The sequence below is a fragment of the Methylotuvimicrobium sp. KM2 genome, assembly GCF_038051925.1.
Taxonomy (GTDB): Bacteria; Pseudomonadota; Gammaproteobacteria; order Methylococcales; family Methylomonadaceae; genus Methylotuvimicrobium.
In genome coordinates this window covers 3148702-3172492 of sequence record NZ_CP150634.1, presented here as the reverse complement: position 1 = coordinate 3172492, position 23791 = coordinate 3148702, and the positions used below count along the sequence as shown (strand labels likewise).

Genomic DNA, 23791 nt, shown 5'->3' with positions numbered 1-23791 from the left:
GTTGTCGTTCGCTAATCCCGCATTTGCGCGGGATTAGCGCATACGGAAGGTAATTCTTCCTTTGCTTAAATCGTAAGGCGTCATTTCTACTTTAACTTTATCTCCGGTTAAAATTCGGATGTAATGTTTACGCATTTTTCCGGAAATGTGTGCGGTCACGATATGTCCATTCTCGAGTTCAACCCTGAACATCGTATTCGGTAGGGTTTCGACAACCTTGCCTTCCATTTCGATTTGATCTTCTTTTGCCATGTACTTAGTCCTAACGTTTAAAAAACGCGAATAATAGCATAGTCGGTCTTTTTAGAACAGGATTCTGTAGTCGGACGGGCCGTTCTTGGGATAAAGCTGTCTTTTGCGTGCTCGATTTTTGATTGGGCGAGGCTCGAAATGGTCTGATTTTATCAAAAGGGTTTCTACTCCCTTTTGATTGAAAAACCGTACAAGAATAAAAGGTATGGGGTGTGTCTATCGAGGACCGCCGTTCACCCAGCACCTAAATTATCCCAGATAGTTAAGCATAGCCAATGGGCTATGGAATTTAGGTGCTGGGTAAACCCATCCATGGGGGCTTGACGGCAGCAATCCCTGCTGCCGACATCCTCGCTAGCCACACCCCATACCTTCATAAAGTTAGCTGTTTTTTGAGTATAAAGGGAGTAAGTATTTACGATATGATTGTTTTATGTGGATTGTGGCAAACAAATTCATGTCGATTCAATACTTGATTTGTTCACGAGTTTTCCCTACTCTAGTCCGTTTGTTCTAAGGATTTCGTGAAAAATAACTTCCTGGAGCTATGGGTTTTGTAGCGCCTTACCGACCCCCTCATAAAATAGGGAAGTTATTGCGACCAAATTCTTAGGATTAAGCATCGCCCAAATTTGAAGCGCGAAAGGTATAATTTTAATGAACCTGTTTAGGCGCGGATTATCGTTCCCACGCAGAGTGCTCGTAGTTATACACAAGTATCGGTAAACTTACTAAACAGAGGTCATCGTATGACTGGAAACGGTGCTGTTTAATAACTCTGCGGATATTGAACATCAGTGGCTTTCCCTCACCTAGCGTTAGGTGACACTGCCATTAAGTTAAGCCTGCTTCCCCCTTTGAAAAAGGGGGATTAAGGGGGATTTATTAGAAAAATCCCCCCCCAGCCCCTCTTTTTCAAAGAGGGGAGTAAAACTCCAGGATCTTAACTTAGGATTTGGTCGTAAATAACTTCCCTGTTTTATGGAGGGTTCGGTAGCTCGATTGGCAGGTGTCGGCGGCAGGGAAAGCCGCCGTCAAGCCTACACGGACGTATTCACGGCGTCCTGTCAAGCGAGTTACCGAACCCTCAACAAAGCTCATAGCTCCAGGAGGTTATTTATCACGAAATCCTTAATGGCAGTGAACGCTAGGTGAGGGAAAGTCGGGAACGTTGGGCGACAAAAAATGGTATCGAGGCCTCATTAGCTAAGATTGCAAAACGGTAATTTTTGACTTATGTATAACGATGAGCGCAGAGCATGGGAACGATAATTGCCGGGTGCTGAATAGTTACAGCCTGTTTGGGTGCGGATGGGATTATGCACTGAATATTTTTTTCGATCGGATCTAGGTGGATTGATTGTTATCTCTGGAAGTTAAAAACTTATGCTGCATACGCGACGATAGAGTATTGTTCGATGATTTGTCGTTTAATATTTCTTCTGGGCAAGCGCTGTTGCTGGAAGGGCAAAACGGTTCGGGCAAAAGCTCTTTATTGAAGATTTTATGCGGTTTTCGGGAGCCGGATGCCGGAGAGGTTTTGTGGTGCGGTGTAGAAATTAATAACGGTACTTTCTTTGAACAGATGGCCTATGTCGGCCATTTGGACGGTGTCAAAAAGGAATTAACCGTTCTTGAAAATCTCAAGATTGCCTCGGCTCTGGGTAAGCCCGGCCATTATTCGATCGAGGAAACACTGGAGAAGGTCTATTTATCCGGTTACGACGATGTGCTGGTGCAATCTTTGTCGGCCGGGCAAAAACGCCGTTTGTCGCTAGCTCGTTTATTGATTACCGACAATAAATTATGGATTCTCGACGAGCCTTTCACCTCTTTGGATAAAGAGGGTATAGCCATTTTCGAGGCGCTGATGGTCGACCATATTGCCAGAGAAGGCATGGTCGTTTTGACCTCGCATCACGATATCACGCTGCACGGCATCGACGTGCAAACAATCAGGTTAGCTTAATGACATTGTCGAACGCATTTATCGCCATCATTCGACGCGATTTGGTTCTGGCTTATCGGCGGCGTGCCGAAGTCGCCAATCCGCTGTTGTTTTTTGTCTTGGTCATTACTTTGTTTCCGTTAGGATTAGGCGCTCAAACCAAGTTATTGCAAGCGATGGCTCCGGGAATCATTTGGATTGCCGCGCTATTGGCCGCGATGCTATCGCTGGATTCATTGTTTCGATCGGATTTCGACGATGGTTCGCTGGAACAGTTTATCTTGAGCCCGCATCCGCTTTCGGTGCTGATTTTGGCCAAGATCGTCGCGCATTGGTTGGTGACTGGCTTGCCTTTATTGTTGATCTCACCCTTATTGGCAATATTTTTGGGCATGCCCGAACAGTCCGTGCCTGTGCTGCTTTGGACTTTGTTGCTTGGCACGCCGGTATTGAGTTTGATCGGTTCGATCGGTGTCGCGCTGACGGTGGGTTTACGACGAGGCGGGATGATATTGGCGTTGTTGGTCTTGCCGTTGTATATCCCGGTGTTGATCTTTGCCGGCAATGCCGTCGAAATGGCGGGTAGCGGTTTGCCGGTCGGCGCGCAACTCAATATTCTGGCGGCGATTTTATTCGCGGCCTTGGTGCTGGCGCCATTACCGGCCGCCGCCGCATTAAAAATGAGTATGAATGGATAATTTTTCGTAAAATAGCGTCCTATTCATCCATGCGGGCATATTCGAATGCCCGGTCTTCTAAATTTACTATTCGATATTGAATCAATTTTGCTCATTATCGTAGATCACTTTATAAGCTTATCGCATGTTTTTGATTCCTGATTCCGTAGGCCGTTTTTTCCATCGCATGGCCTCACCACCGCATTTTTACGCGTTTACCGGCCGATTATTGCCTTGGTTGACGGCGATTTTTATTATTTTGACCGCCGTAGGTCTATATGGCGGCTTGTTTTTGGCGCCCGCCGATTATCAGCAGGGCGATAGCTACCGGATCATTTATATTCATGTGCCGAGCGCCTGGATGTCATTGTTCATCTATGTCGTGATGGCGGTTGCCGGCGCCATCGGACTGGTTTGGCGTATCAAGTTGGCCGAAATCGTCATGATCAGCAGCGCCTCGGTCGGCGCCGGTTTTACCTTCATTGCTTTGTTAACGGGTTCTCTATGGGGTAAGCCGATGTGGGGGACCTGGTGGGTTTGGGACGCGCGCTTGACTTCGGAATTGATTCTGCTGTTTCTGTATCTGGGTGTCATCGCACTGTACGGAGCGATCGACGACAAACGCACAGCGTCGAGAGCGGTGGCAATTTTGGCGATTGTCGGCGTAGTCAATATTCCGATCATTCATTATTCGGTCGAATGGTGGAATACCTTGCATCAAGGCCCGACCGTGTCGAAGATCGATAAACCGTCGATTCATGTCAGCATGTTGATTCCATTGTTGACGATGGCGGTCGCCTTCAAATTTTATTATCTAGTTGCGATGTTGCAGCGCGCTCGGACCGAATTGATTCAGCGCGAACGAAACAGTCAATGGGTTAAAGGCTTAATAGAATGAATTGGCAAGAATTTTTTGCAATGGGCGGTTACGCCTTTTATGTTTGGACTTCTTATGGGGTAACTTTACTCGTGTTGCTTGCGATTGCGGTTTTACCCGTTATTCAACGCAAACTTTTTTTAAAAGAGTTGGCTCATAAAATGAAACGGATGAAAAAATCATGAAACCGATTCGTAGACAACGACTTATTTTAATTGGATTGATGCTGGCCGGTATGGGTCTTGCCGTCGCCTTTGCACTGAAATCGTTCAATGAAAATTTGATGTATTTTTTCTCGACGACCGAAGTGGTCGAAGGCAAGGCGCCGGAAAACGCTTTGTTTCGAATTGGCGGCATGGTCGTCGACGGCAGTGTCGATCGCCCGGCGGAGAGTTTGCTTGTGCGCTTTAAGTTGACCGATTTCAATAAAGAAGTGACCGTGGAATATACCGGCATTTTGCCGGATTTGTTCAGGGAAGGGCAAGGCATCGTCGCAAAAGGCCGTTTGTCCGAAAACGGTGTGTTCGTCGCCGAGGAAGTCTTAGCCAAACATGACGAAAATTATATGCCGCCCGAAGTCGCAGGTAGCCTGAAAAAACAACCGGAGCCTTCGGCAGAGGGTGGTATATGATTCCCGAGATAGGGCATTTTTCCTTAATACTGGCTTTGTGCATGGCCGTGATGTTGGGTATTGTCCCGATCGTCGGTAGTTTTCGCGCGATTCCTGGATGGATTGCCGTCGCGCGTCCCGCCGCGTTCGGGCAATTGTTCTTTGTCGGTTTGTCTTATTTATGTCTGACGTATGCGTTTTTGACGCACGATTTCTCGGTTGCCTATGTCGCGAACAATTCGAATACTCATTTGCCGGTACTGTATTTAGTCTCCGGCGTATGGGGCGCGCATGAAGGCTCATTATTGCTTTGGGCATTGAGTTTGACGGTTTGGACCGGTTTGGTCGCACTGTTTAGCCGCAGCATTCCGGACGCGACGATCGCCCGAGTTCTCGGTGTGATGGGCTTGGTCAGTATCGGTTTTTTACTGTTCTTATTACTGACCTCGAATCCGTTCGAGCGCATGATTCCGGCGCCGCCAGAAGGCCGTGATTTGAATCCTCTGTTGCAAGACCCTGGGCTCGCGATTCATCCGCCGATGCTATACATGGGCTATGTCGGCTTTTCGGTGGCGTTTGCATTCTCGATCGCGGCCTTGCTCGAAGGCCGTTTGGACAGCGCCTGGGCGCGTTGGTCCAGACCTTGGACTAATATCGCCTGGATGTTTCTGACCTTGGGAATCACGCTGGGCAGTTGGTGGGCTTATTACGAATTAGGCTGGGGCGGTTGGTGGTTTTGGGATCCGGTCGAGAACGCCTCGTTTATGCCTTGGCTGGTCGGCACGGCGTTGATTCATTCATTGGCGGCCAGTGAAAAACGAGGTGTGTTCAAGACTTGGACCGTGCTGTTGGCGATTTTCGCGTTTTCGTTGAGTCTGTTAGGTACTTTTTTGGTGCGTTCCGGCGTATTGACCTCGGTGCATGCCTTTGCCAGCGATCCGGCCCGCGGCTTGTTCATTCTGATTTTTCTGGCTATTGTCGTCGGCGGATCTTTATTGCTCTATGCGATTAGAGCGCCGGCGGTTAAAAGCAGCGCCAGTTTCGAAATGATTTCGAAAGAATCCGCATTACTGTTGAATAACGTGCTGTTGGTCGTGACTGCGGCCAGCATTTTGGTCGGCACCTTGTATCCTTTGTTTATCGATGCCTTGGGCATGGGCAAGATTTCGGTCGGGCCGCCTTATTTCAATGCGATTTTTGTTCCTTTGATGGCGCCGCTTGCCGTGGTCTCGGGTATCGGCGTTTTGCTACGTTGGAAAAAAGACCGGTTCAACGCGCTCGCGCTACGAATCCGTTGGCTGATGCTGGGCTGCCTGTTGCTCGGCGCGGCATTGCCGTTGTTGATGCCCTATTATTCGTGGGCTGCCGCGATCGGTTTGACGTTGGCGCTGTGGACGACGGCGCTGACCGGACTGGCCTTTTCGGAGCGTCTAGGGCATAAAATGCCTGATTTTACCGCCTTGCTGAAAGTACCGAGAGCCTTTTACGGCATGACCTTGGCGCATTTGGGTATTGCGGTCTTCATTGTCGGGATTACCTTGACCTCGGTTTATAGCATCGAAAAAGACGTCAGAATGGCTCCCGGCGACAAGCTGGAAATGTCCGGTTATGTATTCGAATTTCATGGTATCGATGTGGTTGATGGACCGAATTATCGGGCGCAACAAGGCCACTTGACGGTCAGATATGATGATAAGACGGTGGCTAAACTCGAACCGCAAAAAAGAATTTATCGCGTGCAACAAATGCCGATGACCGAGGCCGCGATCGATGCCGGTTTGTTTCGCGATCTTTTTGTCGCGATCGGCGAACCGTTGGGCGATTCGGGCGCATGGAGCATGCGCGTTTATTATAAAGCCTTTATACGGTGGATATGGATCGGCGGTGTTTTCATGGCATTGGGCGGTCTCTGGGCTGTCTGCGACAGACGTTATCGAATGGGCAATAAAAATCAGCGAGTAAGCAAAAATGCTTAAATTTTTGACGCCACTTTTAATTTTTGCCGTACTGGCGATTTTTTTGGCGATCGGTTTGAATCTCAATCCGCGTGAAATTCCGTCGCCCTTCATCGATAAGCCGGCCCCGCCTTTTACACTGCAAACTTTGGATGATCCTACTCGTACCTTGAGTACGGCGGATTTGAAGGGGCAAGTTTGGTTACTGAATGTTTGGGCTTCCTGGTGTGTATCTTGCCGTGCCGAACATCCGGTGCTTAATCGGTTGGCGGAGCAAAAATTGGCTGTTATTATTGGCCTCAACTACAAGGATGAACCGGAAGATGCGAAAAACTGGCTGGCCAGATTGGGTAATCCCTATGATGTCAGTGTCTTGGACATGGAAGGATTGACCGGAATCGATTGGGGAGTCTATGGCGTTCCGGAAACGTTTGTAATCGATAAGCGGGGCGTGGTTCGTTACAAACATACAGGGCCTGTGACTGATAAAGATATTGAAACGACATTCTTACCGCTGTTGAATTCTTTGCAGGCTGAATAAATCCCGGAAATGGTACGGCTATGTGACAAAGTTATTTCTACTTTTTTTGTTGAGTACTTTTTGTATCTACGCGGCCGCAGCGAGCATTACGCTCAAGGTTCAGGGTGGTGACGGCAATCTCGATGCAATCGATTCCGAAAGTCGGCTCGATGATGGTGCCGAACTTAAAGAAAGGTCTCTGGTAGCCGATGCTTTAAGGCAGATACAAAAAAAATCTGAACCCTCTTCAAGTGAACTTGGCGCTCGGCAGCAGTTATCGCCCCAAATAAAGCAAGGCGATTTTGGCGCCAACTCTTTTAATCGAAAAGCTGCCGAAATTGAAAATACTCTGTATTCCAGCCCGTTTGCCGAGACTGATGTTCCGCCGTATATTATTAAACAAGCCTCGTCCGATCATCAGACGATGTTTAATCCTTTGCTTGTATCGAAAGAGTTTATTATCAGTTTGGAAATCATCGATGATGAGCTCGTTATTGATAAAGCCTTAAGAGAAATGGTCGACGATACGGTCGCTATGGCGCTTCATGTTAACGAGGCATGGAATACTTTGGATGAAAAGATCACACATAAAGTTTACCAAGGGGTTAGCTATCTTGGGTTCGATAATCAGTTTTCCGAGGATAATTATCAAGCCAATAACCAGGCTGTCGAATTCAAAAAACTGGCCGCGCAATATGCCGACTCCGAAATCAAGAATCGCGGCTATGTCAACGAGCCGGAAGGTTTTTTTGCTTATTTGATCAATTTACCCAGATTATTGACCGTTTCCAATTTACTATTCATGCTGGGTTTTCTATTCGTCATGAACGGAATTTATCGAGTCATGCGTTTTTTTCTATTGCGGATATAGCCTAAGGTGTTTCCTTGATCCAAATCTCTCTTGAAGGGCAAGGTAGATGCTTATTCAGGTTAATTCATGCACGTTACTAATCATTCGATCAATGCAATTATGCGTATTATCTTTTTTGTTGTCTTTTTATTGTGGGACGTTCAGGCCATTGCCGCGGCTGTCGAGGTCAAAAACTTCGATACTCCCGAGCAGGAGCGCGTTTACAGCTCTCTGATTTCTGAGTTACGCTGTCTGGTTTGCCAAAACCAGACTATTGCCGATTCGAACGCCGATTTGGCGAAGGATTTGCGTGCCCAAGTCTACAAAATGCTGCAACAAGGCAAGTCAAGGCAGGAGATTGTCGATTTTATGACTCAGCGTTATGGCGATTTCGTATTGTACAATCCTCCGATGAAGGCTAAGACCAGTTTATTATGGTTGGCGCCGTTATTGTTCTTAGTGATCGGTTTATTGGTTGCTTGGACTGTCGTGCGTAAAAAACGTTTGGCGACTCATTCCGAGTCTGCGCATGATTCCGCGCAATCGGAAGAAATTCGCCGTTTATTGGAACAAGGAGATGATCGGTGACGACAGAATTTTGGCTGACCGCAAGCGCTTTGATCGCGATAGCGTTTGCGTTTGTATTACCGCCGTTATGGCGTCGACCGGGTTCAATAGACATCGAAACAGAGCGTTTCAATGTCGATATTGCTAAGCAGCGTCTGCTGGACTTAAAAGATCAGCGCTCGGCCGGAACGATTACGGCGGATGAATACGAAGACTTATACCAAGAATTGCAATCGGTGCTGGCCGATGATTTGCAAAGAGAGTCGGCTTCGCGGCAATCGGAATCTTCCGGTCGGTGGTTGATCGCTCTGGCATTGATCGTTATTCCTTTGGTTTCGGTGACTTTGTATCGTGTATTAGGTAACGCCGATGCTTTGTTGCCGGAAGCGGAACAAGCCGCTCAGCAGATCGATGAGATCAATGCGATGGTTTCGGGGCTGGCTCAGCGTTTGCAGAACCAACCGGACGATGCGGAAGGCTGGTTGATGCTTGGGCGTTCTTACAAATACATGAACCGCTATGCCGAGTCGGCGCAAGCCTTTTCGGAGGCTTATCGTCTGTTAGGTGACAAGGCTGATGTGCTGCTTCAGTATGCCGATGCGTTGGCGATGGCCAATGACGGTCGGTTGGCCGGGAAGCCGGCGAAATTGGTTGCGAAGGCGCTTGAATTGGCGCCGGATGACTCGACGGCATTGTGGTTGTCGGGCATGGCTAAGGCCGAAGCGGCTAAATATGACGAAGCCTTACGGCATTGGCAAAAATTAGCCGCGCAATTACCAAAGGGTTCCGAACCACACCGAGAAGTACAGGGTTTGATTGCGCAAGTCATGGAGAGGCTAGGTACGGCGCCTGCCGAGCAACAGCCGGCAGCTATCGCTAAAGGCCTGAAAGTCAATGTAGCTATCTCCGGCGAATTGCAAGGCGTTGTCTCCGCTGCCGATACCGTATTTATTTATGCTCAGGCATTACAGGGTCCACCGATGCCGCTAGCGATCGTTAAGAAACAAGTGTCTGATTTACCGGTAACAGTTGTGTTGAGCGACGAGCAGGCAATGATGCCGGCGATGAAGTTGTCTAACTTCGATCGCGTTAAAATTAGCGCCCGGATTTCGAAGTCGGGCCAGGCAGAATCTCGTCCAGGCGATTGGATCGGGATCGTGGAAAGCGTTGCACCGGCTGAAACAGAGGGCGTTACTATAACGATCGATCAAAAGGTCCAATAATGGACCAGTCCTTAACATTCGATCTCGATCTTATTCATCGTTACGATCAGGCCGGGCCTCGATATACGTCTTATCCGACCGCGTTGGAATTACACGAGGATTTCGGCGAAGCGGATTATTTACGCCATATCGAGCAATCGAATAGGCTTGGAGGGCCGCTATCGCTTTATTTTCACATTCCGTTTTGCGATACGGTCTGTTACTACTGCGCGTGCAATAAGATCGTTACCAAAAATCGCGCGCATGCCGCGCCGTATTTGAACGATCTTTGTCGCGAAATCGAAATGCAGGGTTCTTTGTTCGATCGAGGCCGTGTCGTCGATCAATTGCATTGGGGAGGCGGAACTCCGACTTTCTTAAGTGAGAGTCAAATGCGCCAGTTGATGGTGTCGACGCGTCGGCATTTCAATCTGCGCGACGATGACGAAGGGCAGTACTCTATCGAAGTCGATCCTAGAGAAACCGATGATCGGACAATAGCCGTACTGCGGGAATTGGGTTTTAACCGTATTAGCTTGGGTTTGCAGGATTTCGAACCCGATGTGCAAAAAGCGGTCAATCGCATTCAAACCGAACAGGAAACTTTTGCGGTATTGGAGGCGGCGCGCAACGAAGGTTTTCGTTCGACCAGTATCGATTTGATTTACGGGTTGCCGCTACAAACCGTCGAGTCGTTTTCGCGAACATTGGAAAAGATTCTTCAAGTCTCGCCCGAGAGGTTTTCGGTCTTTAATTACGCGCATTTGCCGCAACGTTTCAAAACTCAGCGCCAGATCAATGATGCCGACATACCGACTCCGGAGGTCAAGTTGGCGATTTTGCAAATGGTGATTCAGCGCTTGACCGAAGCCGGTTATGTTTATATCGGCATGGATCATTTCGCGAAACCGAATGATGAATTAGCGGTTGCTCAGCGTGAAGGAAAGCTGTACCGAAATTTTCAGGGTTATTCGACGCATTCCGAATGCGATTTGATTGGTTTGGGTGTTACTTCAATCGGCCGGGTGGGCGATGCCTACATTCAAAATGTAAAAGATCTTGACACTTATCGGGAAACGATAGAGCAGGGACGTTTGCCGGTGTTCAAAGGGTTTGAATTGAGCCGCGACGATAAGCTAAGGAGAGCGGTCATCAGCGGGTTAATCTGTCATTTCGAGCTTGAATTCAGAGAGCTGGAACACGAGTTCTCCATCGATTTCAAGACATACTTCGAGCAGGAATTGATTAAGTTGCAGAAAATGGCCGAAGATGGACTTTTGACGATCGATACCGACCAAATTTTAGTGCGACCTGCCGGGCGTTTGCTTATTCGCAATATCTGTATGGTATTTGATCGCTATATTACTGAAAAACAACAGTTTTCTAAGGTTATTTAAAATCCGTTAGACATGGGATTTGCGTTTTTTGCAAATCCATGTCTAAGAAATCCAGAAAAACCGATTATAGCGTTCTTCGTCGCCTGTTCTTGGCTGCAATTAAACCAAAACGGTTTTCACATATTGCTTCGTGAATGTCCTTAGCGGCTCTCTGTGTTGTAAATATTGTCTGAATAAGCTGTTGATCGCAAGCGGTGTCAGATAGGCATAAACGCCAACGCCGGTTTGCGCAATAAATTCAGCGCTTAGCATTTCGATGAATGCGGACTGTGCTTGGCTTGTGATTTCTATAGTTTGATTTTCCATTGTCGTCACCTCTGATCAATGTTGTTTCATAATAAATGAAGCAATATCAAGGCCTATCTAATCAAAATAAGTATTTTCAATGATTTAGTAATATGTTATTAAAAGCATATTAAACTTTTGTAAAAAAAAGTGACATAGATGGCAGGTCTATGATGCTTTTATGTCAAAAATGGCGTTTGTGTTGTTGGTCGAGGCTGCATTTTGCAGCTCTTGCGCTAGCTCCATTTGAGAAGCTTTGATAAAGTCGTAAGCTCTTCGACTCTCGTTCGACATTTTGTTATAATCTCCCGGTTTTGGTATCTCGCGTAATTCCATTGGATGTAAGGATTTTTATAAGTCTTTTTGGAATTATCTCATTGAAGGAAACCGCTTGCCGATTTAGGTAACGGGCTTTATTTTTGTAAAAAACGGATCAATGTCGGACTTCGCTAAAGAAATTATTCCTGTCAATCTCGAAGACGAGATGAGGCAGTCCTATCTCGACTATGCAATGAGCGTGATAGTCGGTCGAGCACTACCCGATGTTCGGGACGGCTTGAAGCCGGTACATCGCCGCGTTCTCTATGCAATGAGCGAACTCGGCAATGATTGGAACAAAGCTTATAAAAAATCAGCGCGTGTTGTCGGTGACGTTATCGGTAAATATCACCCTCATGGCGATACTGCGGTTTACGACACGATCGTTAGGATGGCGCAGCCTTTTTCACTACGTTACATGCTGATTGACGGGCAAGGCAATTTCGGGTCGGTCGACGGTGATTCTCCGGCGGCGATGAGGTATACCGAAGTTCGCATGGCCAAGATTGCGCATGAATTATTGGCCGATATCGATAAAGAAACCGTCGATTTCATAGCGAATTACGACGAATCCGAATCCGAACCCAAAGTCTTGCCGACTCGTGTGCCGACGCTTCTAATCAACGGGTCATCCGGTATCGCGGTCGGCATGGCAACCAATATCCCGCCGCATAACTTAACCGAAGTCGTCAGTGCCTGTCTTGCACAAATTGAAAATCCCGAAATTACGATTAACGAGTTGATGCAATTTATTCCGGGGCCCGATTTTCCGACGGCGGCAACGATCAACGGAGCGGCCGGGATTCGTAGCGCCTATGCCACGGGTCGAGGCAAGGTCTATTTACGCGCTCGCTGTCATTTCGAGGAAATCGGCGAGAGCGGCCGTTATGCGATCATTACGACCGAGTTGCCGTATCAGGTCAATAAGGCCAGGCTGTTGGAAAAAATTGCCGAAATGGTCAAGGAAGCCAAATTGGAGGGAATCTCAGGTCTGCGCGACGAATCCGACAAGGATGGTATGCGTATGGTTATCGAACTTCGGCGCGGCGAAGTTCCCGAAGTGATACTGAATAATCTGTACAAGCAAACGCAAATGCAGACGGTATTCGGTATCAATATGGTTGCGCTTTTAGGCGGCCGTCCTCATTGCATGAATCTAAAAGAGATTCTCACGGCCTTTATCGATCACCGCCGGGAAATCGTTACGCGCAGAACGGTTTATAATTTACGCAAGGCGCGGGATAGGGCTCATATATTAGAAGGCTTGGCGATCGCTTTGGCCAATATTGACGAAATGATCACATTGATTAAATCGGCTAAAGATTCGGCGGAAGCGAAGGCCGGGCTCTTGTCCAGGACTTGGGAAGCCGGCTTGGTCAATGCCTTGCTCGATCGCGCCGATGCCGACCGGTCTAGGCCCGAAGATTTAACGCCCGAATTCGGCTTGGTCGATGGGTACTACCGATTATCCGAAACGCAAGCAAGCGCGATTTTAGATTTGCGCCTGCATCGTCTGACCGGTCTCGAACAGGAAAAAATCGTCAATGAATATAGAGACTTGCTTAAACTCATCGACGAGTACCTGGAAATTCTAGGCAGCGATGTTCGGTTGATGGAGGTTATCAAGGAAGAGCTTGAAGCGATTAAAGCGGAATACGGCGACGAACGGCGCACCGAGATTTTGCAGGATCATCTTGATCTGACCGACGAGGATTTGATTACCGAGGAAGATATGGTCGTGACCGTATCGCACGAAGGTTATGTCAAAGCACAGCCGCTTGATGACTATAAGGCGCAACGGCGAGGCGGTCGCGGCAAATCGGCGACGGCAACGAAAGAAACCGACTTTATCGACAAATTGATCGTTGCTAATACGCACGATACGATTCTCTGTTTCTCGTCGCTAGGTAAGGTCTATTGGCTCAAGGTTTATCAATTGCCGGTCGCGAGCCGCGCCTCGCGAGGCAAGCCTTTCGTCAATTTACTGCCGCTGGAAGCCGGGGAAAATATTAACGCCTTGCTGCCGGTAAGAGAGTTCAGTGCCGATAAGTTCATCTTTATGGCAACCGCGAACGGCACCGTTAAAAAAACGCCGCTCCCCGAATTCGAGCGTCAGCGCACCAACGGTAAAATCGCGATCGATTTGCGCGAAGAAGATGCTTTGGTCGGTGTGGCCGTGACCGACGGTCAACAAAATATTTTACTATTCTCGACCGACGGCAAGGCGGTTTGTTTCAACGAAGAGGACGTCCGCTCAATGGGCCGGACTGCGGCGGGTGTGCGCGGCATTAGACTGCAGCCGGGACAAAAAGTCATTTCGCTGATCGTATCGGCTGAAGGCACCGTATTGACGATCACCGAAAACGGCTACGGTAAACGGACTCATTTGAAAGAATTCGTACGCAAAGGCCGAGGCGGACAGGGCGTGATTTCGATACAAACGTCCGAGCGTAACGGTAATGTCGTCGGGGCGGTATTGGTGTCCGAACGCGATGAAATCATGCTGATTACGAACGGCGGTACCCTAGTCAGAACCCGCGTCGATGAAATATCGATCGTCGGCCGGAATACGCAAGGCGTTACGGTTATTCGCCTCGACAAAAACGAAAAAGTGGTTGGAGTCGATCGAATAGAAGGCTTGGCCGAAGACGAGGACGCAGGAATGGAAGCGGAGTCCGATTTGGGTGGGGAAGTCGATAATGAAACAGAAATAGAGCAGGACTCGGGAGAACAAGAATAATGGCCAGAATATATAACTTCAGCGCTGGACCATCGGCATTACCCGAGGCGGTGCTTCGGCAAGCGCGCGATGAAATGCTTGAATGGCAGGCTAGCGGCATGTCGGTGATGGAAATGAGTCATCGAGGCAAGTATTTTTCGACGATTGCCGAACAATTGGAAGTCGATTTGCGCGAATTGATGGCGATTCCCGATAATTATAAAGTCTTGTTTTTACAAGGCGGCGCGACCGGCCAGTTTTCATTCATACCTTTGAACTTATTGCGAGGCAAGACCAAAGCCTGCTACATAAATACCGGGGCCTGGTCCGAGAAAGCGATCAAGGATGGCGGGCGATTCTGCGAGGCGATTGTTTCGGCCAGTTCCGAATCCGAAAAATTCACCACGATTCCCGATGTGACCGGATGGCAAATGGATCCGAATGCGGCATATTTGCACTACACCTCGAACGAAACGATACACGGCGTTGAGTTTCCGTTTATCCCGGATGCACAAGGTCTGCCTTTGGTTGCCGATATGTCGTCGAATATTTTGTCGCGCAAAGTCGATGTAAGCCAATTCGGCTTGATCTATGCCGGAACCCAGAAAAATATGGGACCTGCCGGAGTTACCGTCGTGATCGTACGTGATGATTTGATCGGTGAGGCTGATGATCGATTACCCGATGTATTCAATTACGCGGTACAGGCCAAGAATCAATCGATGCTGAATACACCGGCGACTTACAATTGGTATTTGGTCGGTTTGGTGTTGAAATGGCTCAAATCGATTGGCGGCGTCGAGGCGATAGAAGCCGTCAATATCAGAAAAGCGGCGAGTTTGTACGATGCAATCGATCGTTCTTCGTTATATAGCAATCCGGTGCAAACCGAATTTCGCTCGCGGATGAACGTGCCTTTCATTTTATCCGATGCATCGCTCGATAAAGAATTTCTAAGCCAAGCCGAAGCCAATGGGTTCGCCGAATTAAAAGGACATCGTTCCGTAGGCGGTATGCGTGCGAGTATCTATAATGCAATGCCCGAGGAAGGCGTTAAAGCATTAATTGAATTCATGGCCGAATTCGAAAGAACCCGAGCCTGAGTATCGTAACATGACTTCAATTACTCCTCTTGCCGATTTAAGGGCGCGAATCGATGCGATCGACGAACAGATTCTGCAGTTGATCAATCAACGCGCGACTTGCGCCATCGAAGTGGCTAAAACCAAGATGGCGGAAGGCGAGTCGGGATGTTTTTACCGGCCGGATAGGGAGTCATTGGTATTGAGACGGGTTAAGGCGCTCAATCAAGGTCCGCTTGCCGATGAAACCGCGATGCGTTTTTTTAGAGAGTTGATGTCGGCCTGCTTGGCGCTTGAAAAACCGTTGGATGTAGCGTTTTTGGGGCCGGAAGGAACGTTTACTCAACAGGCAACGATTAAGCATTTCGGGCATGCGGTCAATGCAGTGCCCGCTACGACGATCGCTGAAATATTCAATGCGGTCGAAAATGAGCATTGTCAGTTTGGCGTCGTACCGGTCGAAAATTCGACAGAAGGGGTGGTCAATCATACCCTGGATCGATTTGTGAGTTCGCCGCTAAAGATTTGCGGCGAGGTTGAATTACGGGTTCATCACAATCTCATCGGCAATGCCGGGAGTCTTGCGGATATCGCGGAAGTTTTTTCGCACCAGCAATCCTTGGCGCAGTGCCGTCAATGGTTGGATCTGCACTTGCCCGATGCGAAACGCACCGCTGTCAACAGTAATGGTGAGGCGGCTCGCTTGGCTGCCGGTTCCAAAGATAAGGCGGCGATAGCCGGAAAGTTTGCTGCCGAACTTTACGGGCTCTCGGTCATCGAACGCAACATTGAGGATGAGTCGAATAATACCACTCGATTCATCATTATCGGTCGCCAGATTTCAGGGCCGACCGGTAAGGATAAAACCTCGCTGTTGGTGTCGACCGGCAATCAGCCGGGCGCGCTTTATCGAGTCTTGGAGCCGTTCGCGCATCACGGTATCGGCATGATGCACATTGAGTCGAGGCCGTCGCGTCAAGGTCTGTGGGATTATGTGTTCTTTATTGACATCGAGGGTCATGCCGAGGACGAAAATGTCGCGGCGGCGTTAAAAATGCTGGGCGCCCGAGTCAGTATGTTGAATATATTAGGATCGTACCCGAAGGCGGTTCTATAAAAAATGAAACATGTAAGGATTTCGTGATAAATAACGTCCTGGAACTATGGGCCTTGTTGAGGGTTCGGTAACTCGCTTTAAAATAGGGAAGTTATTTGCGCAGCAATTCCCAATTTGGGGATCAAGCAGGGTGTGTGTGGGGTATGCTTGGTTGGCGAGGATGTCGGCAGCAGGGAGCTGCCGTCAAGCCCCCATGGATGGGTTCACGGCGTTCCTCGACAGGGATACCCCACACCCTAATCCAGTGAGAATGCTCAAACTGGGAATTGCTGTTATTTACGGCCAAATACTAAATTGCGTAAACGCCGGAACGTCGAGGCTTCTTGATAATCAGCGTCATCCGTGTGCCGATAACGTTTAAAATCATATTTATTAATGAACATCACCGATAATTTTTATTCCTTGGCCACGCCTGGCGTGCAGCGACTTGTACCTTATACGCCCGGTAAGCCGATTGAAGAACTCGAACGCGAATTAGGTCTGAGCGATATCGTTAAATTGGCATCGAATGAAAACCCGCTAGGGCCGAGTCCAATGGCTTTGGCGGCGATTCATGCGACCTTGCCGGATTTGGCGCGTTACCCCGATGGTAACGGTTTCAAGTTGAAACGCGCGTTGGCCGAAAAATTTAGCGTCGAAATGTCGCAAATTACATTGGGTAACGGTTCAAATGAAATTCTGGAGTTACTGGCCAGGGCTTTTTTAACGCCGGCTCATGAGGTGATTTTTTCGCAGCACGCATTCGCGGTTTATCCGATTGTAACGCAGGCCGTCGGTGCGACCGGCATCGTTATTCCGGCGCGCGCATACGGGCATGATCTCGATGCGATGTTAGCGGCGGTCAATGATAAAACCCGGCTTGTTTTTATTGCAAATCCTAATAATCCGACCGGCACCCTATTGGCGCCCGATGACCTGCGCCAATTTATTGCGGCATTGCCGAGTCATGTGCTTTGCGTCTTGGACGAAGCTTATTACGAATTTATCGACCCGAAAAGTCGTGCCGATTCAATCGCCTGGTTGGCAGACCATCCCAATTTGATCGTGACCCGGACTTTTTCCAAAGCCTACGGGTTGGCAGGCCTGCGTGTCGGTTACAGTTTTTCCAATCCGGGGATTGCCGATTTTCTGAATCGAGTACGCCAGCCCTTCAATAATAATATGCTCGCATTGGCGGCGGCTGAAGCGGCGCTTGCAGATCATGAACATTTGCAATGTACGATAGCGACCAACAACAAAGGCATGCAACAGTTAATCGATGGATTCCGTCAGCTTGGACTGGAATGGATTCCGTCAGCCGGCAATTTTGTATCGGTCGATGTCAAACGCTCGGGAGAGGGTGTTTATCGGGCTTTGTTGCAAAAAGGCGTCATCGTAAGGCCGGTCGCGAACTATGAAATGCCCGACTATTTACGTATTAGTATCGGTACGCCCGCCGAAAATAGCCGTTGTCTCGAAGCATTAAAGGCTGTGCTTGCCGATGTTTAATAGGCTATGTCTGATTGGCGTCGGGCTGATTGGCGGCTCGATCGCTCGCGCCGCACGCGATCGCGGCTTATGTAAGGCCATCGTCGCGTACGGTCGTGAAATAGATATCGATAATCTGCAAGAAGCTCGACGATTGGGTGTTATCGACGAGTATTTTATAAACCTCGAAGCAGCCGTGAAGAATGCCGATTGCATCATCATTGCGACGCCGGTTGGCGCGATCGAAAAGGTACTTTGCGAGTTGCAGCCTTATTGGTCCGAGCAAGCCGTTTATTCCGATGTCGGCAGTACCAAGGGCAATGTCGTCGATGCCGCTAGGCGAGTGTTCGGTTACCTGCCGAGTAATTTTGTTCCGGCCCATCCGATTGCCGGAGCCGAACAAAGCGGTGTAACGGCTTCGATGAACGGTTTATTTGATGATAAGCGGCTGATTATCACGCCGGTTGAGCAAACCGATCCCAAGGCGACGGCAACAATGCAGCAATTTTGGCATCGCTTGGGCGCGATCGTGTCGATCATGGAAGTCGATCATCATGATGCGGTGTTAGCCGCGACTAGTCATTTGCCGCATTTGTTGGCTTTTGTGTTGGTTGATCTACTCGGACGTAAGGACGAGCAAGTCGAGATATTTAAATATGCAGCCGGTGGTTTTAAGGATTTTACGCGCATCGCTTCAAGCGATCCGACCATGTGGTTGGATATTTGTTTGGCCAATAAGCAAAAATTAATACCACTGATTCAACAGCTTAAACAAGAACTAGATACGATGGAACTGGCTCTCGAAAACGACGATAGCCAGAAGATTTTTCAAACCTTCACATACGCGGGTCAAGCCCGGCAGCGTTTTCTCGATCAATTGACAAATTAAAATGGCTAAAACGATAACTTTCACTGTACAACCCGGCGGTTCATTAAATGGGCAGGCCAGGGTCCCTGGCGACAAGTCGATTTCTCACCGTTCTATCATGCTCGGTTCCCTGGCCGATGGCGTCACGCATGTCAAAGGCTTTCTCGAAGCCGAAGACGCATTGGCGACGCTGCAGGCATTCAAAGACATGGGTGTCGTTATCGAAGGGCCGAAAAATGGCGAATTAACGATTCATGGGGTCGGCAAACACGGTTTGAAGGCGCCGCAAAAACCATTGTATCTAGGTAACTCGGGTACATCGATGCGCCTGTTGTCCGGGTTGTTGGCGGGGCAGGCTTTCGACTCGGTATTGACCGGCGACAAATCCTTGTCCGGGAGGCCGATGAAACGGGTTACCGACCCTTTGGCGCAAATGGGCGCGGTGATCGAAACGACGGACAAGGGCACGGCGCCGCTGCATATCAAAGGGCAGGCCGGCAAGCTTAAAGGCATCGATTATCAAATGCCAATGGCCAGCGCTCAAGTCAAATCGTGTTTGCTATTGGCAGGTATGTACGCAGAAGGGGCGACCCGCGTTACCGAGCCGGCGCCGACACGCGATCATACCGAACGGATGCTGAACGGTTTTTCGTATCCGGTCGAAAAAGAAGGGGCCAAGGTGACGATTACTGCCGAAGGTAGACTCACGGCGGCCGATATCGATGTGCCCAGCGATATATCTTCAGCGGCGTTTTTTTTGGTCGGTGCATCCATTGCGCAAGGTTCCGATATCGTGCTGAATCATGTGGGTATCAATCCTACTCGCACCGGTGTGATCGATATTCTGCGATTGATGGGCGCCGATATCGAAATATTGAACGAGCGTATCGTCGGTGGAGAACCGGTAGCCGATCTGCATGTTAAATCGGCGCCATTGAAAGGCATCGATATTCCTGAGGAATTGGTTCCGCTGGCGATCGATGAATTTCCTGTATTGTTTGTTGCTGCGGCTTGCGCCGAAGGACAAACCCGCTTGACCGGCGCCGAAGAGCTCAGAGTCAAGGAATCCGACCGTATTCAAGTCATGGCCGATGGCTTACAAATTTTGGGAGTCGATGCTCAGCCGACCCCGGACGGCATGATCATTCAAGGCGGAAAAATCGGTTCGGGTTCGGTCGAGTCGCATGGCGACCATCGTATCGCGATGGCTTTTTCAATCGCCGGGCTCAGAGCCGACGGAAAAATCGTCATCAACGATTGCGAAAACGTCAATACATCCTTTCCGGAGTTCATAGAGATCGCTTCGTCTCTGGGTTTAAAATTGCAGTCCGAGCAAGGCTGATGTCGGTTCCGGTATTGACAATCGATGGTCCGTCCGGCGCCGGTAAAGGCACGGTCAGTCGAGCAATTGCGAGAAAATTGGGCTGGCACTATTTGGATAGCGGTTCGATCTATCGATCATTGGCTATTGCTGCCATTGCGGCAGGAGTCGACTTGAGCGACGAGGCGGTCATTGCGGAAGTTGCCAAAGCGATGGTATTGGAGTTCGAATGCGCCGAGGAATTAACCGTTAGGCTTGATGGCAAGGATATAACCGGCCAATTGGGTCTTGAAAGTACAGGCAATGCAGCCTCGGTGGTCGCCGCTTTGCCTGAAGTCCGAAAGGTTCTATTGCAAAAACAAAAGGATTTTAGAAGGCCGCCCGGCTTGGTTGCAGACGGTCGGGACATGGGTACCGTCGTATTTCCTGATGCTCAAAACAAGGTGTTTTTAACGGCTAGTGCTGAGGAAAGAGCAATGCGCCGATATAAACAGTTGAAAGAAAAAGGAATTGATGCTAATCTTTTGTCTATTACTCAAGAGATTGAAGAGCGTGATCGCCGCGATCAACAGCGCAAAGCCGCGCCGTTGATGCAGGCAGATGATGCGGTTTTTATCGATTCTTCCGATATGTCCATCGAGACGGTCATTGAGCAGATAGTAAATTTGATTCGCTGAGTAGTATTTACATACGCCGCAAGCAGTATTAAGCGGCTTTTTTTTTTAACCTTGATAACTTACATGAAGCTTGTGCCTATGTACAACAAGCTTGGGAAAGAAGAACAATGAGCGAAAGCTTTGCTGAATTATTTGAAGAAAGTTTAGCCAAGACGGAAATGCGTCCTGGTGCAATGTTAATGGGTACCGTAGTCGATATCGAAAATGAATTCGTAATCGTCAGCACCCAAGCCAAATCAGAAGGTGTGATCCCGAAATGGCAGTTTTTGAATGCCGATGGCGATTTGGAAGTCGAAGTCGGCGATGAAATCGAAGTCGCTCTCGATTTATTTGAAGACGGCCTAGGCGCCACTCTTCTTTCCCGCGATAAAGCCAAGAAAAACAAAGCTTGGATTGAACTGGAACAGGCCTTTGAGAATGAAGAAACCATTACCGGTCGTATTACCGGCAAGGTTCGCGGCGGCTTTACCGTTGCCGTTGGTGCGCTGAGAGCATTCTTGCCCGGTTCATTGGTCGATGTTCGTCCTATTAGAGATACAACTTTTCTAGAAAATCGCGACCTGGAATTCAAGGTTATTAAAATCGACCAAAAACGTAACAACGTCGTATTGTCACGTCGTGCAGTCGTTGAAAAAGAATACAGCGAAGAAAGAGAAGAACTACTCAAGTCCCTGCATGAAGGTGCCGAGGTTACCGGTATCGTCAAAAACTTGACCGATTACGGCGCATTTATCGATCTGGGCGGCATCGATGGTTTGTTGCATATTACCGATATGGCGTGGCGCCGTGTTCGTCATCCTTCCGAGTGTGTCGAAATAGGCCAAGAGGTCAAAGTCAAGGTTCTCAAATTCGACAAAGAGAAAAACCGCGTTTCGTTGGGCATGAAACAATTGGGTGAAGATCCATGGCAAAATATTGCTCGTCGCTACCCGGCCGGTACTCGCGTATTCGGTAAAGTCAACAATCTGACCGATTACGGCTGCTTTATCGAAATCGAAGAAGGCGTTGAAGGTTTGGTGCATGTTTCCGAAATGGATTGGACCAACAAAAACGTCAATCCTTCCAAAGTCGTGCAATTGGGCGATGAAGTCGAAGTCATGGTATTGGAAATCGACGAAGAGCGTCGCCGCATTTCGTTGGGTATGAAGCAATGCCAAACTAATCCATGGGATGAGTTTGCAGCGACTCATAACAAAGGCGACAAAATCTCCGGCAAAATCAAATCGATCACCGATTTCGGTATTTTCATCGGATTGGATGGGGGCATTGACGGTTTGGTTCATATGTCCGATATTTCCTGGACCGACGATACTGAAGCTGTCGCGCGCGATTACAAGAAAGGCGATGAGGTAGAAACCGTTATTTTGGCGGTCGACGCCGAGCGTGAACGTATTTCACTGGGTATTAAGCAACTTGAGCAAGACCCGTTCCAAAACTACCTGGCACTGCATGAAAAAGGCAGCCTGGTTAACGGAACGATTAAAGAAGTCGATGCGAAGGGCGCTGTCATCACATTAGCCGATAATGTCGAAGGTTACTTGCGTGCTTCCGAGATTCAGCGGGATCGCGTTGAAGATGCTCGGACTTTACTGAAAGAAGGTGAGCAAATCGAAGCGAAATTTATCGGTGTCGATAAAAAGAGCAAATCGATTTCCTTGTCGATTAAGGCAAAGGATCAGGATGAAGAATCCGAAGCGCTCAAAGACTATACTCAGCAGCCTGCGGGTACCCCTACCTTGGGCGATATCTTCAAGCAAATGGAAAAGTAAAGTCATGCAGACGGGTGCGCATTAGTGCGCACCCTTTTGATTTTATTCATTTTCGCAGGATAGAATGTGACAAAATCGGAATTAATAGAAGCACTCGCAAAACATCAACCGCATCTTGCTTTAAAAGATGTCGAGTTGGCAGTCAAATGCATCATCGAACAGATGAGTCAGTCGTTGTCTTCCAATGAAAGAATAGAAATTAGAGGGTTTGGCAGTTTTTCGTTGCGTGAGCGCGAAGCTAGAATGGGGCGCAATCCAAAAACCGGCGAATCGGTGGCCTTGCCCAAAAAATATGTACCGCACTTTAAGCCTGGTAAAGAGCTTCGAGACAGAGTCGATATGTCTCGTGAAAATTGCAAAATAACGGATTAATTGCCGTTTCGTTAATTAGCTATGCCAGTGTTTAATAAAGTCAGCACTGACAGTTATCCCCCCCAGTCAACGTAACAATTAAACAATAATGAAATTTCTATCGATCGTTATTTTCATCAGTATTTTCATTGTTGCGTTGATCTTTTCCATTCTGAATTTTCATTCAGTTCAAATTAATTTTTATTTCTTTACTATTTCGATGCCGCTCACTTTGGCTTTAACGTTAGAGTTGCTGGCGGGTATTATCATTGGCGTATTGGTTTCCGGTATTAGTTCTTTTAAATGGAAAAGCCAATATGCAAAATTAATGAAGAAAATCGAAAAAGGTCAATAGCCCTAATTAGGTTACGCTCATCGCAGATCAAAATTCGGCACCAGGGTGGTCCGTCAAAGGACGCCGTGAACCCAGCACCTAAATTCCATAGATTATTGGCCATGATAGATTAAATAGGTAATTTAGGTGCTGGGTGAATGCAGATTTTGCAGGAGCAAAAATCTGCCCTGCCGCCGACACCTGTCAATCGAGCTCCATAGGATAAACGCATTAAAACACTATAGAAAATCAAATAGTTAAAATATTCTTTTTCTGGTTAACTATAAGATTTAGTTTGTTTGAAACCTAAATAAGGCTTTGTGTCGTTATCGCGACGTTTATGTGTAGTCGGTTCGCGGACCGACCGCCGCGATACTTTTCTTTGCTTGTCCAAAGAAAAGTATCCAAAAGAAAAGACACCCGGAGGCCGCTGCATCCTGCGCGCTGACGATTTTGCCGAGGGTTTTCGGAAGGGCTATCCCTAGCCCTCCGAAAACGAGCGGCATCCCTGCCGCTCCCCTAGCGGGCTATTCTCGGCAAAATCGCCAGTGCTCGGCGCGGCCTAACGGGGCCCAGGGAGGGGTACCATAAGTTAAACCAAATTGACTAAGCGTTCCAGGAAACAGGT

The 23791-nt window shown here is 48.4% G+C and carries 22 protein-coding genes and 1 pseudogene; 21 read left to right on the top strand and 2 right to left on the bottom strand.

The features are described from left to right. Positions 1 to 33: 33 nt before the first annotated feature. Positions 34 to 252: a translation initiation factor IF-1 gene (gene infA / locus WJM45_RS13275; protein ID WP_014149038.1), complete on the bottom strand. Its 219-nt coding sequence runs from the start codon at positions 250 to 252 to the stop codon at positions 34 to 36. Positions 253 to 1612: 1360 nt separating this feature from the next. Here infA and ccmA point away from each other — a divergent pair. From ccmA to hemN, 11 genes are all read left to right on the top strand, one after another. Beyond that, positions 1613 to 2221, top strand: coding sequence for a cytochrome c biogenesis heme-transporting ATPase CcmA (gene ccmA, locus WJM45_RS13270; protein ID WP_341325574.1), 609 nt, complete (start codon positions 1613 to 1615; stop codon positions 2219 to 2221). Continuing rightward, the gene (ccmB, locus tag WJM45_RS13265; RefSeq protein WP_341325573.1) at positions 2221 to 2898 is read left to right on the top strand and encodes a heme exporter protein CcmB; all 678 of its coding nucleotides are present in this window, start codon (positions 2221 to 2223) and stop codon (positions 2896 to 2898) included. Before ccmA ends, ccmB begins: the two co-directional genes overlap by 1 nt. 124 nt (positions 2899 to 3022) lie before the next feature. Beyond that, a complete protein-coding gene (locus tag WJM45_RS13260; RefSeq protein ID WP_014148964.1) occupies positions 3023 to 3775 on the top strand; it encodes a heme ABC transporter permease in 753 nt (250 codons plus the stop codon). Next, positions 3772 to 3939 (top strand): heme exporter protein CcmD, encoded by a 168-nt coding sequence (gene ccmD, locus WJM45_RS13255; protein ID WP_014148963.1) that lies wholly within the window; start codon positions 3772 to 3774, stop codon positions 3937 to 3939. Before WJM45_RS13260 ends, ccmD begins: the two co-directional genes overlap by 4 nt. Beyond that, a complete protein-coding gene (gene ccmE / locus WJM45_RS13250) occupies positions 3933 to 4385 on the top strand; it encodes a cytochrome c maturation protein CcmE (protein ID WP_209004312.1) in 453 nt (150 codons plus the stop codon). The genes ccmD and ccmE overlap by 7 nt, the downstream gene beginning before the upstream one ends. After that, the gene (locus WJM45_RS13245) at positions 4382 to 6340 is read left to right on the top strand and encodes a heme lyase CcmF/NrfE family subunit (RefSeq protein WP_341325572.1); all 1959 of its coding nucleotides are present in this window, start codon (positions 4382 to 4384) and stop codon (positions 6338 to 6340) included. Before ccmE ends, WJM45_RS13245 begins: the two co-directional genes overlap by 4 nt. Continuing rightward, entirely contained in the window at positions 6333 to 6860 is a 528-nt protein-coding gene (locus WJM45_RS13240) for a DsbE family thiol:disulfide interchange protein (protein WP_341325571.1), read from the top strand. Before WJM45_RS13245 ends, WJM45_RS13240 begins: the two co-directional genes overlap by 8 nt. A 22-nt stretch (positions 6861 to 6882) precedes the next feature. After that, entirely contained in the window at positions 6883 to 7710 is an 828-nt protein-coding gene (locus tag WJM45_RS13235) for a hypothetical protein (RefSeq protein WP_341325570.1), read from the top strand. A 66-nt stretch (positions 7711 to 7776) separates the two neighbouring features. Further along, positions 7777 to 8277 (top strand): cytochrome c-type biogenesis protein, encoded by a 501-nt coding sequence (locus WJM45_RS13230; protein WP_341325569.1) that lies wholly within the window; start codon positions 7777 to 7779, stop codon positions 8275 to 8277. Beyond that, positions 8274 to 9479, top strand: a complete 1206-nt coding sequence (gene ccmI / locus WJM45_RS13225) for a c-type cytochrome biogenesis protein CcmI (RefSeq protein WP_341325568.1) — start codon at positions 8274 to 8276, stop codon at positions 9477 to 9479. The genes WJM45_RS13230 and ccmI overlap by 4 nt, the downstream gene beginning before the upstream one ends. Beyond that, a complete protein-coding gene (gene hemN / locus WJM45_RS13220; RefSeq protein ID WP_341325567.1) occupies positions 9479 to 10855 on the top strand; it encodes an oxygen-independent coproporphyrinogen III oxidase in 1377 nt (458 codons plus the stop codon). Before ccmI ends, hemN begins: the two co-directional genes overlap by 1 nt. A gap of 99 nt (positions 10856 to 10954) precedes the next feature. Here the strand turns inward: hemN and WJM45_RS13215 are convergent, their stop codons facing one another. Beyond that, complete coding sequence (locus tag WJM45_RS13215) at positions 10955 to 11161, bottom strand: hypothetical protein (RefSeq protein WP_341325566.1); 207 nt, start codon at positions 11159 to 11161, stop codon at positions 10955 to 10957. Positions 11162 to 11576: 415 nt separating this feature from the next. On the opposite strand from WJM45_RS13215, the gene gyrA reads away from it, so the two are divergent. The 10 genes and pseudogenes from gyrA (at position 11577) to WJM45_RS13165 (ending at position 23184) form a co-directional block, all read left to right on the top strand. Beyond that, positions 11577 to 14198, top strand: a complete 2622-nt coding sequence (gene gyrA / locus WJM45_RS13210; RefSeq protein ID WP_341325565.1) for a DNA gyrase subunit A — start codon at positions 11577 to 11579, stop codon at positions 14196 to 14198. Then, complete coding sequence (serC, locus tag WJM45_RS13205; protein WP_341325564.1) at positions 14198 to 15280, top strand: 3-phosphoserine/phosphohydroxythreonine transaminase; 1083 nt, start codon at positions 14198 to 14200, stop codon at positions 15278 to 15280. Before gyrA ends, serC begins: the two co-directional genes overlap by 1 nt. Before the next feature lie 10 nt (positions 15281 to 15290). Beyond that, the gene (gene pheA, locus WJM45_RS13200) at positions 15291 to 16376 is read left to right on the top strand and encodes a prephenate dehydratase (RefSeq protein ID WP_341325563.1); all 1086 of its coding nucleotides are present in this window, start codon (positions 15291 to 15293) and stop codon (positions 16374 to 16376) included. A 375-nt stretch (positions 16377 to 16751) separates the two neighbouring features. After that, positions 16752 to 17864 carry a histidinol-phosphate transaminase gene (hisC, locus tag WJM45_RS13195; protein ID WP_341325562.1) on the top strand — a complete coding sequence of 371 codons (1113 nt, stop codon included), beginning with the start codon at positions 16752 to 16754 and terminating at the stop codon, positions 17862 to 17864. Next, complete coding sequence (locus WJM45_RS13190; RefSeq protein ID WP_341325561.1) at positions 17857 to 18732, top strand: prephenate dehydrogenase/arogenate dehydrogenase family protein; 876 nt, start codon at positions 17857 to 17859, stop codon at positions 18730 to 18732. The genes hisC and WJM45_RS13190 overlap by 8 nt, the downstream gene beginning before the upstream one ends. A gap of 1 nt (position 18733) precedes the next feature. After that, positions 18734 to 20053 (top strand): 3-phosphoshikimate 1-carboxyvinyltransferase, encoded by a 1320-nt coding sequence (gene aroA / locus WJM45_RS13185; RefSeq protein ID WP_341325560.1) that lies wholly within the window; start codon positions 18734 to 18736, stop codon positions 20051 to 20053. Continuing rightward, positions 20053 to 20709, top strand: coding sequence for a (d)CMP kinase (gene cmk, locus WJM45_RS13180; RefSeq protein ID WP_341325559.1), 657 nt, complete (start codon positions 20053 to 20055; stop codon positions 20707 to 20709). Before aroA ends, cmk begins: the two co-directional genes overlap by 1 nt. Before the next feature lie 101 nt (positions 20710 to 20810). Next, a pseudogene (gene rpsA / locus WJM45_RS13175) lies at positions 20811 to 22478 on the top strand (30S ribosomal protein S1); the annotation flags it as partial. A gap of 66 nt (positions 22479 to 22544) precedes the next feature. Beyond that, positions 22545 to 22850, top strand: a complete 306-nt coding sequence (locus WJM45_RS13170) for an integration host factor subunit beta (protein ID WP_014148946.1) — start codon at positions 22545 to 22547, stop codon at positions 22848 to 22850. 88 nt (positions 22851 to 22938) lie between these two features. Continuing rightward, positions 22939 to 23184: a LapA family protein gene (locus WJM45_RS13165; protein ID WP_014148945.1), complete on the top strand. Its 246-nt coding sequence runs from the start codon at positions 22939 to 22941 to the stop codon at positions 23182 to 23184. Positions 23185 to 23791: the final 607 nt, after the last annotated feature.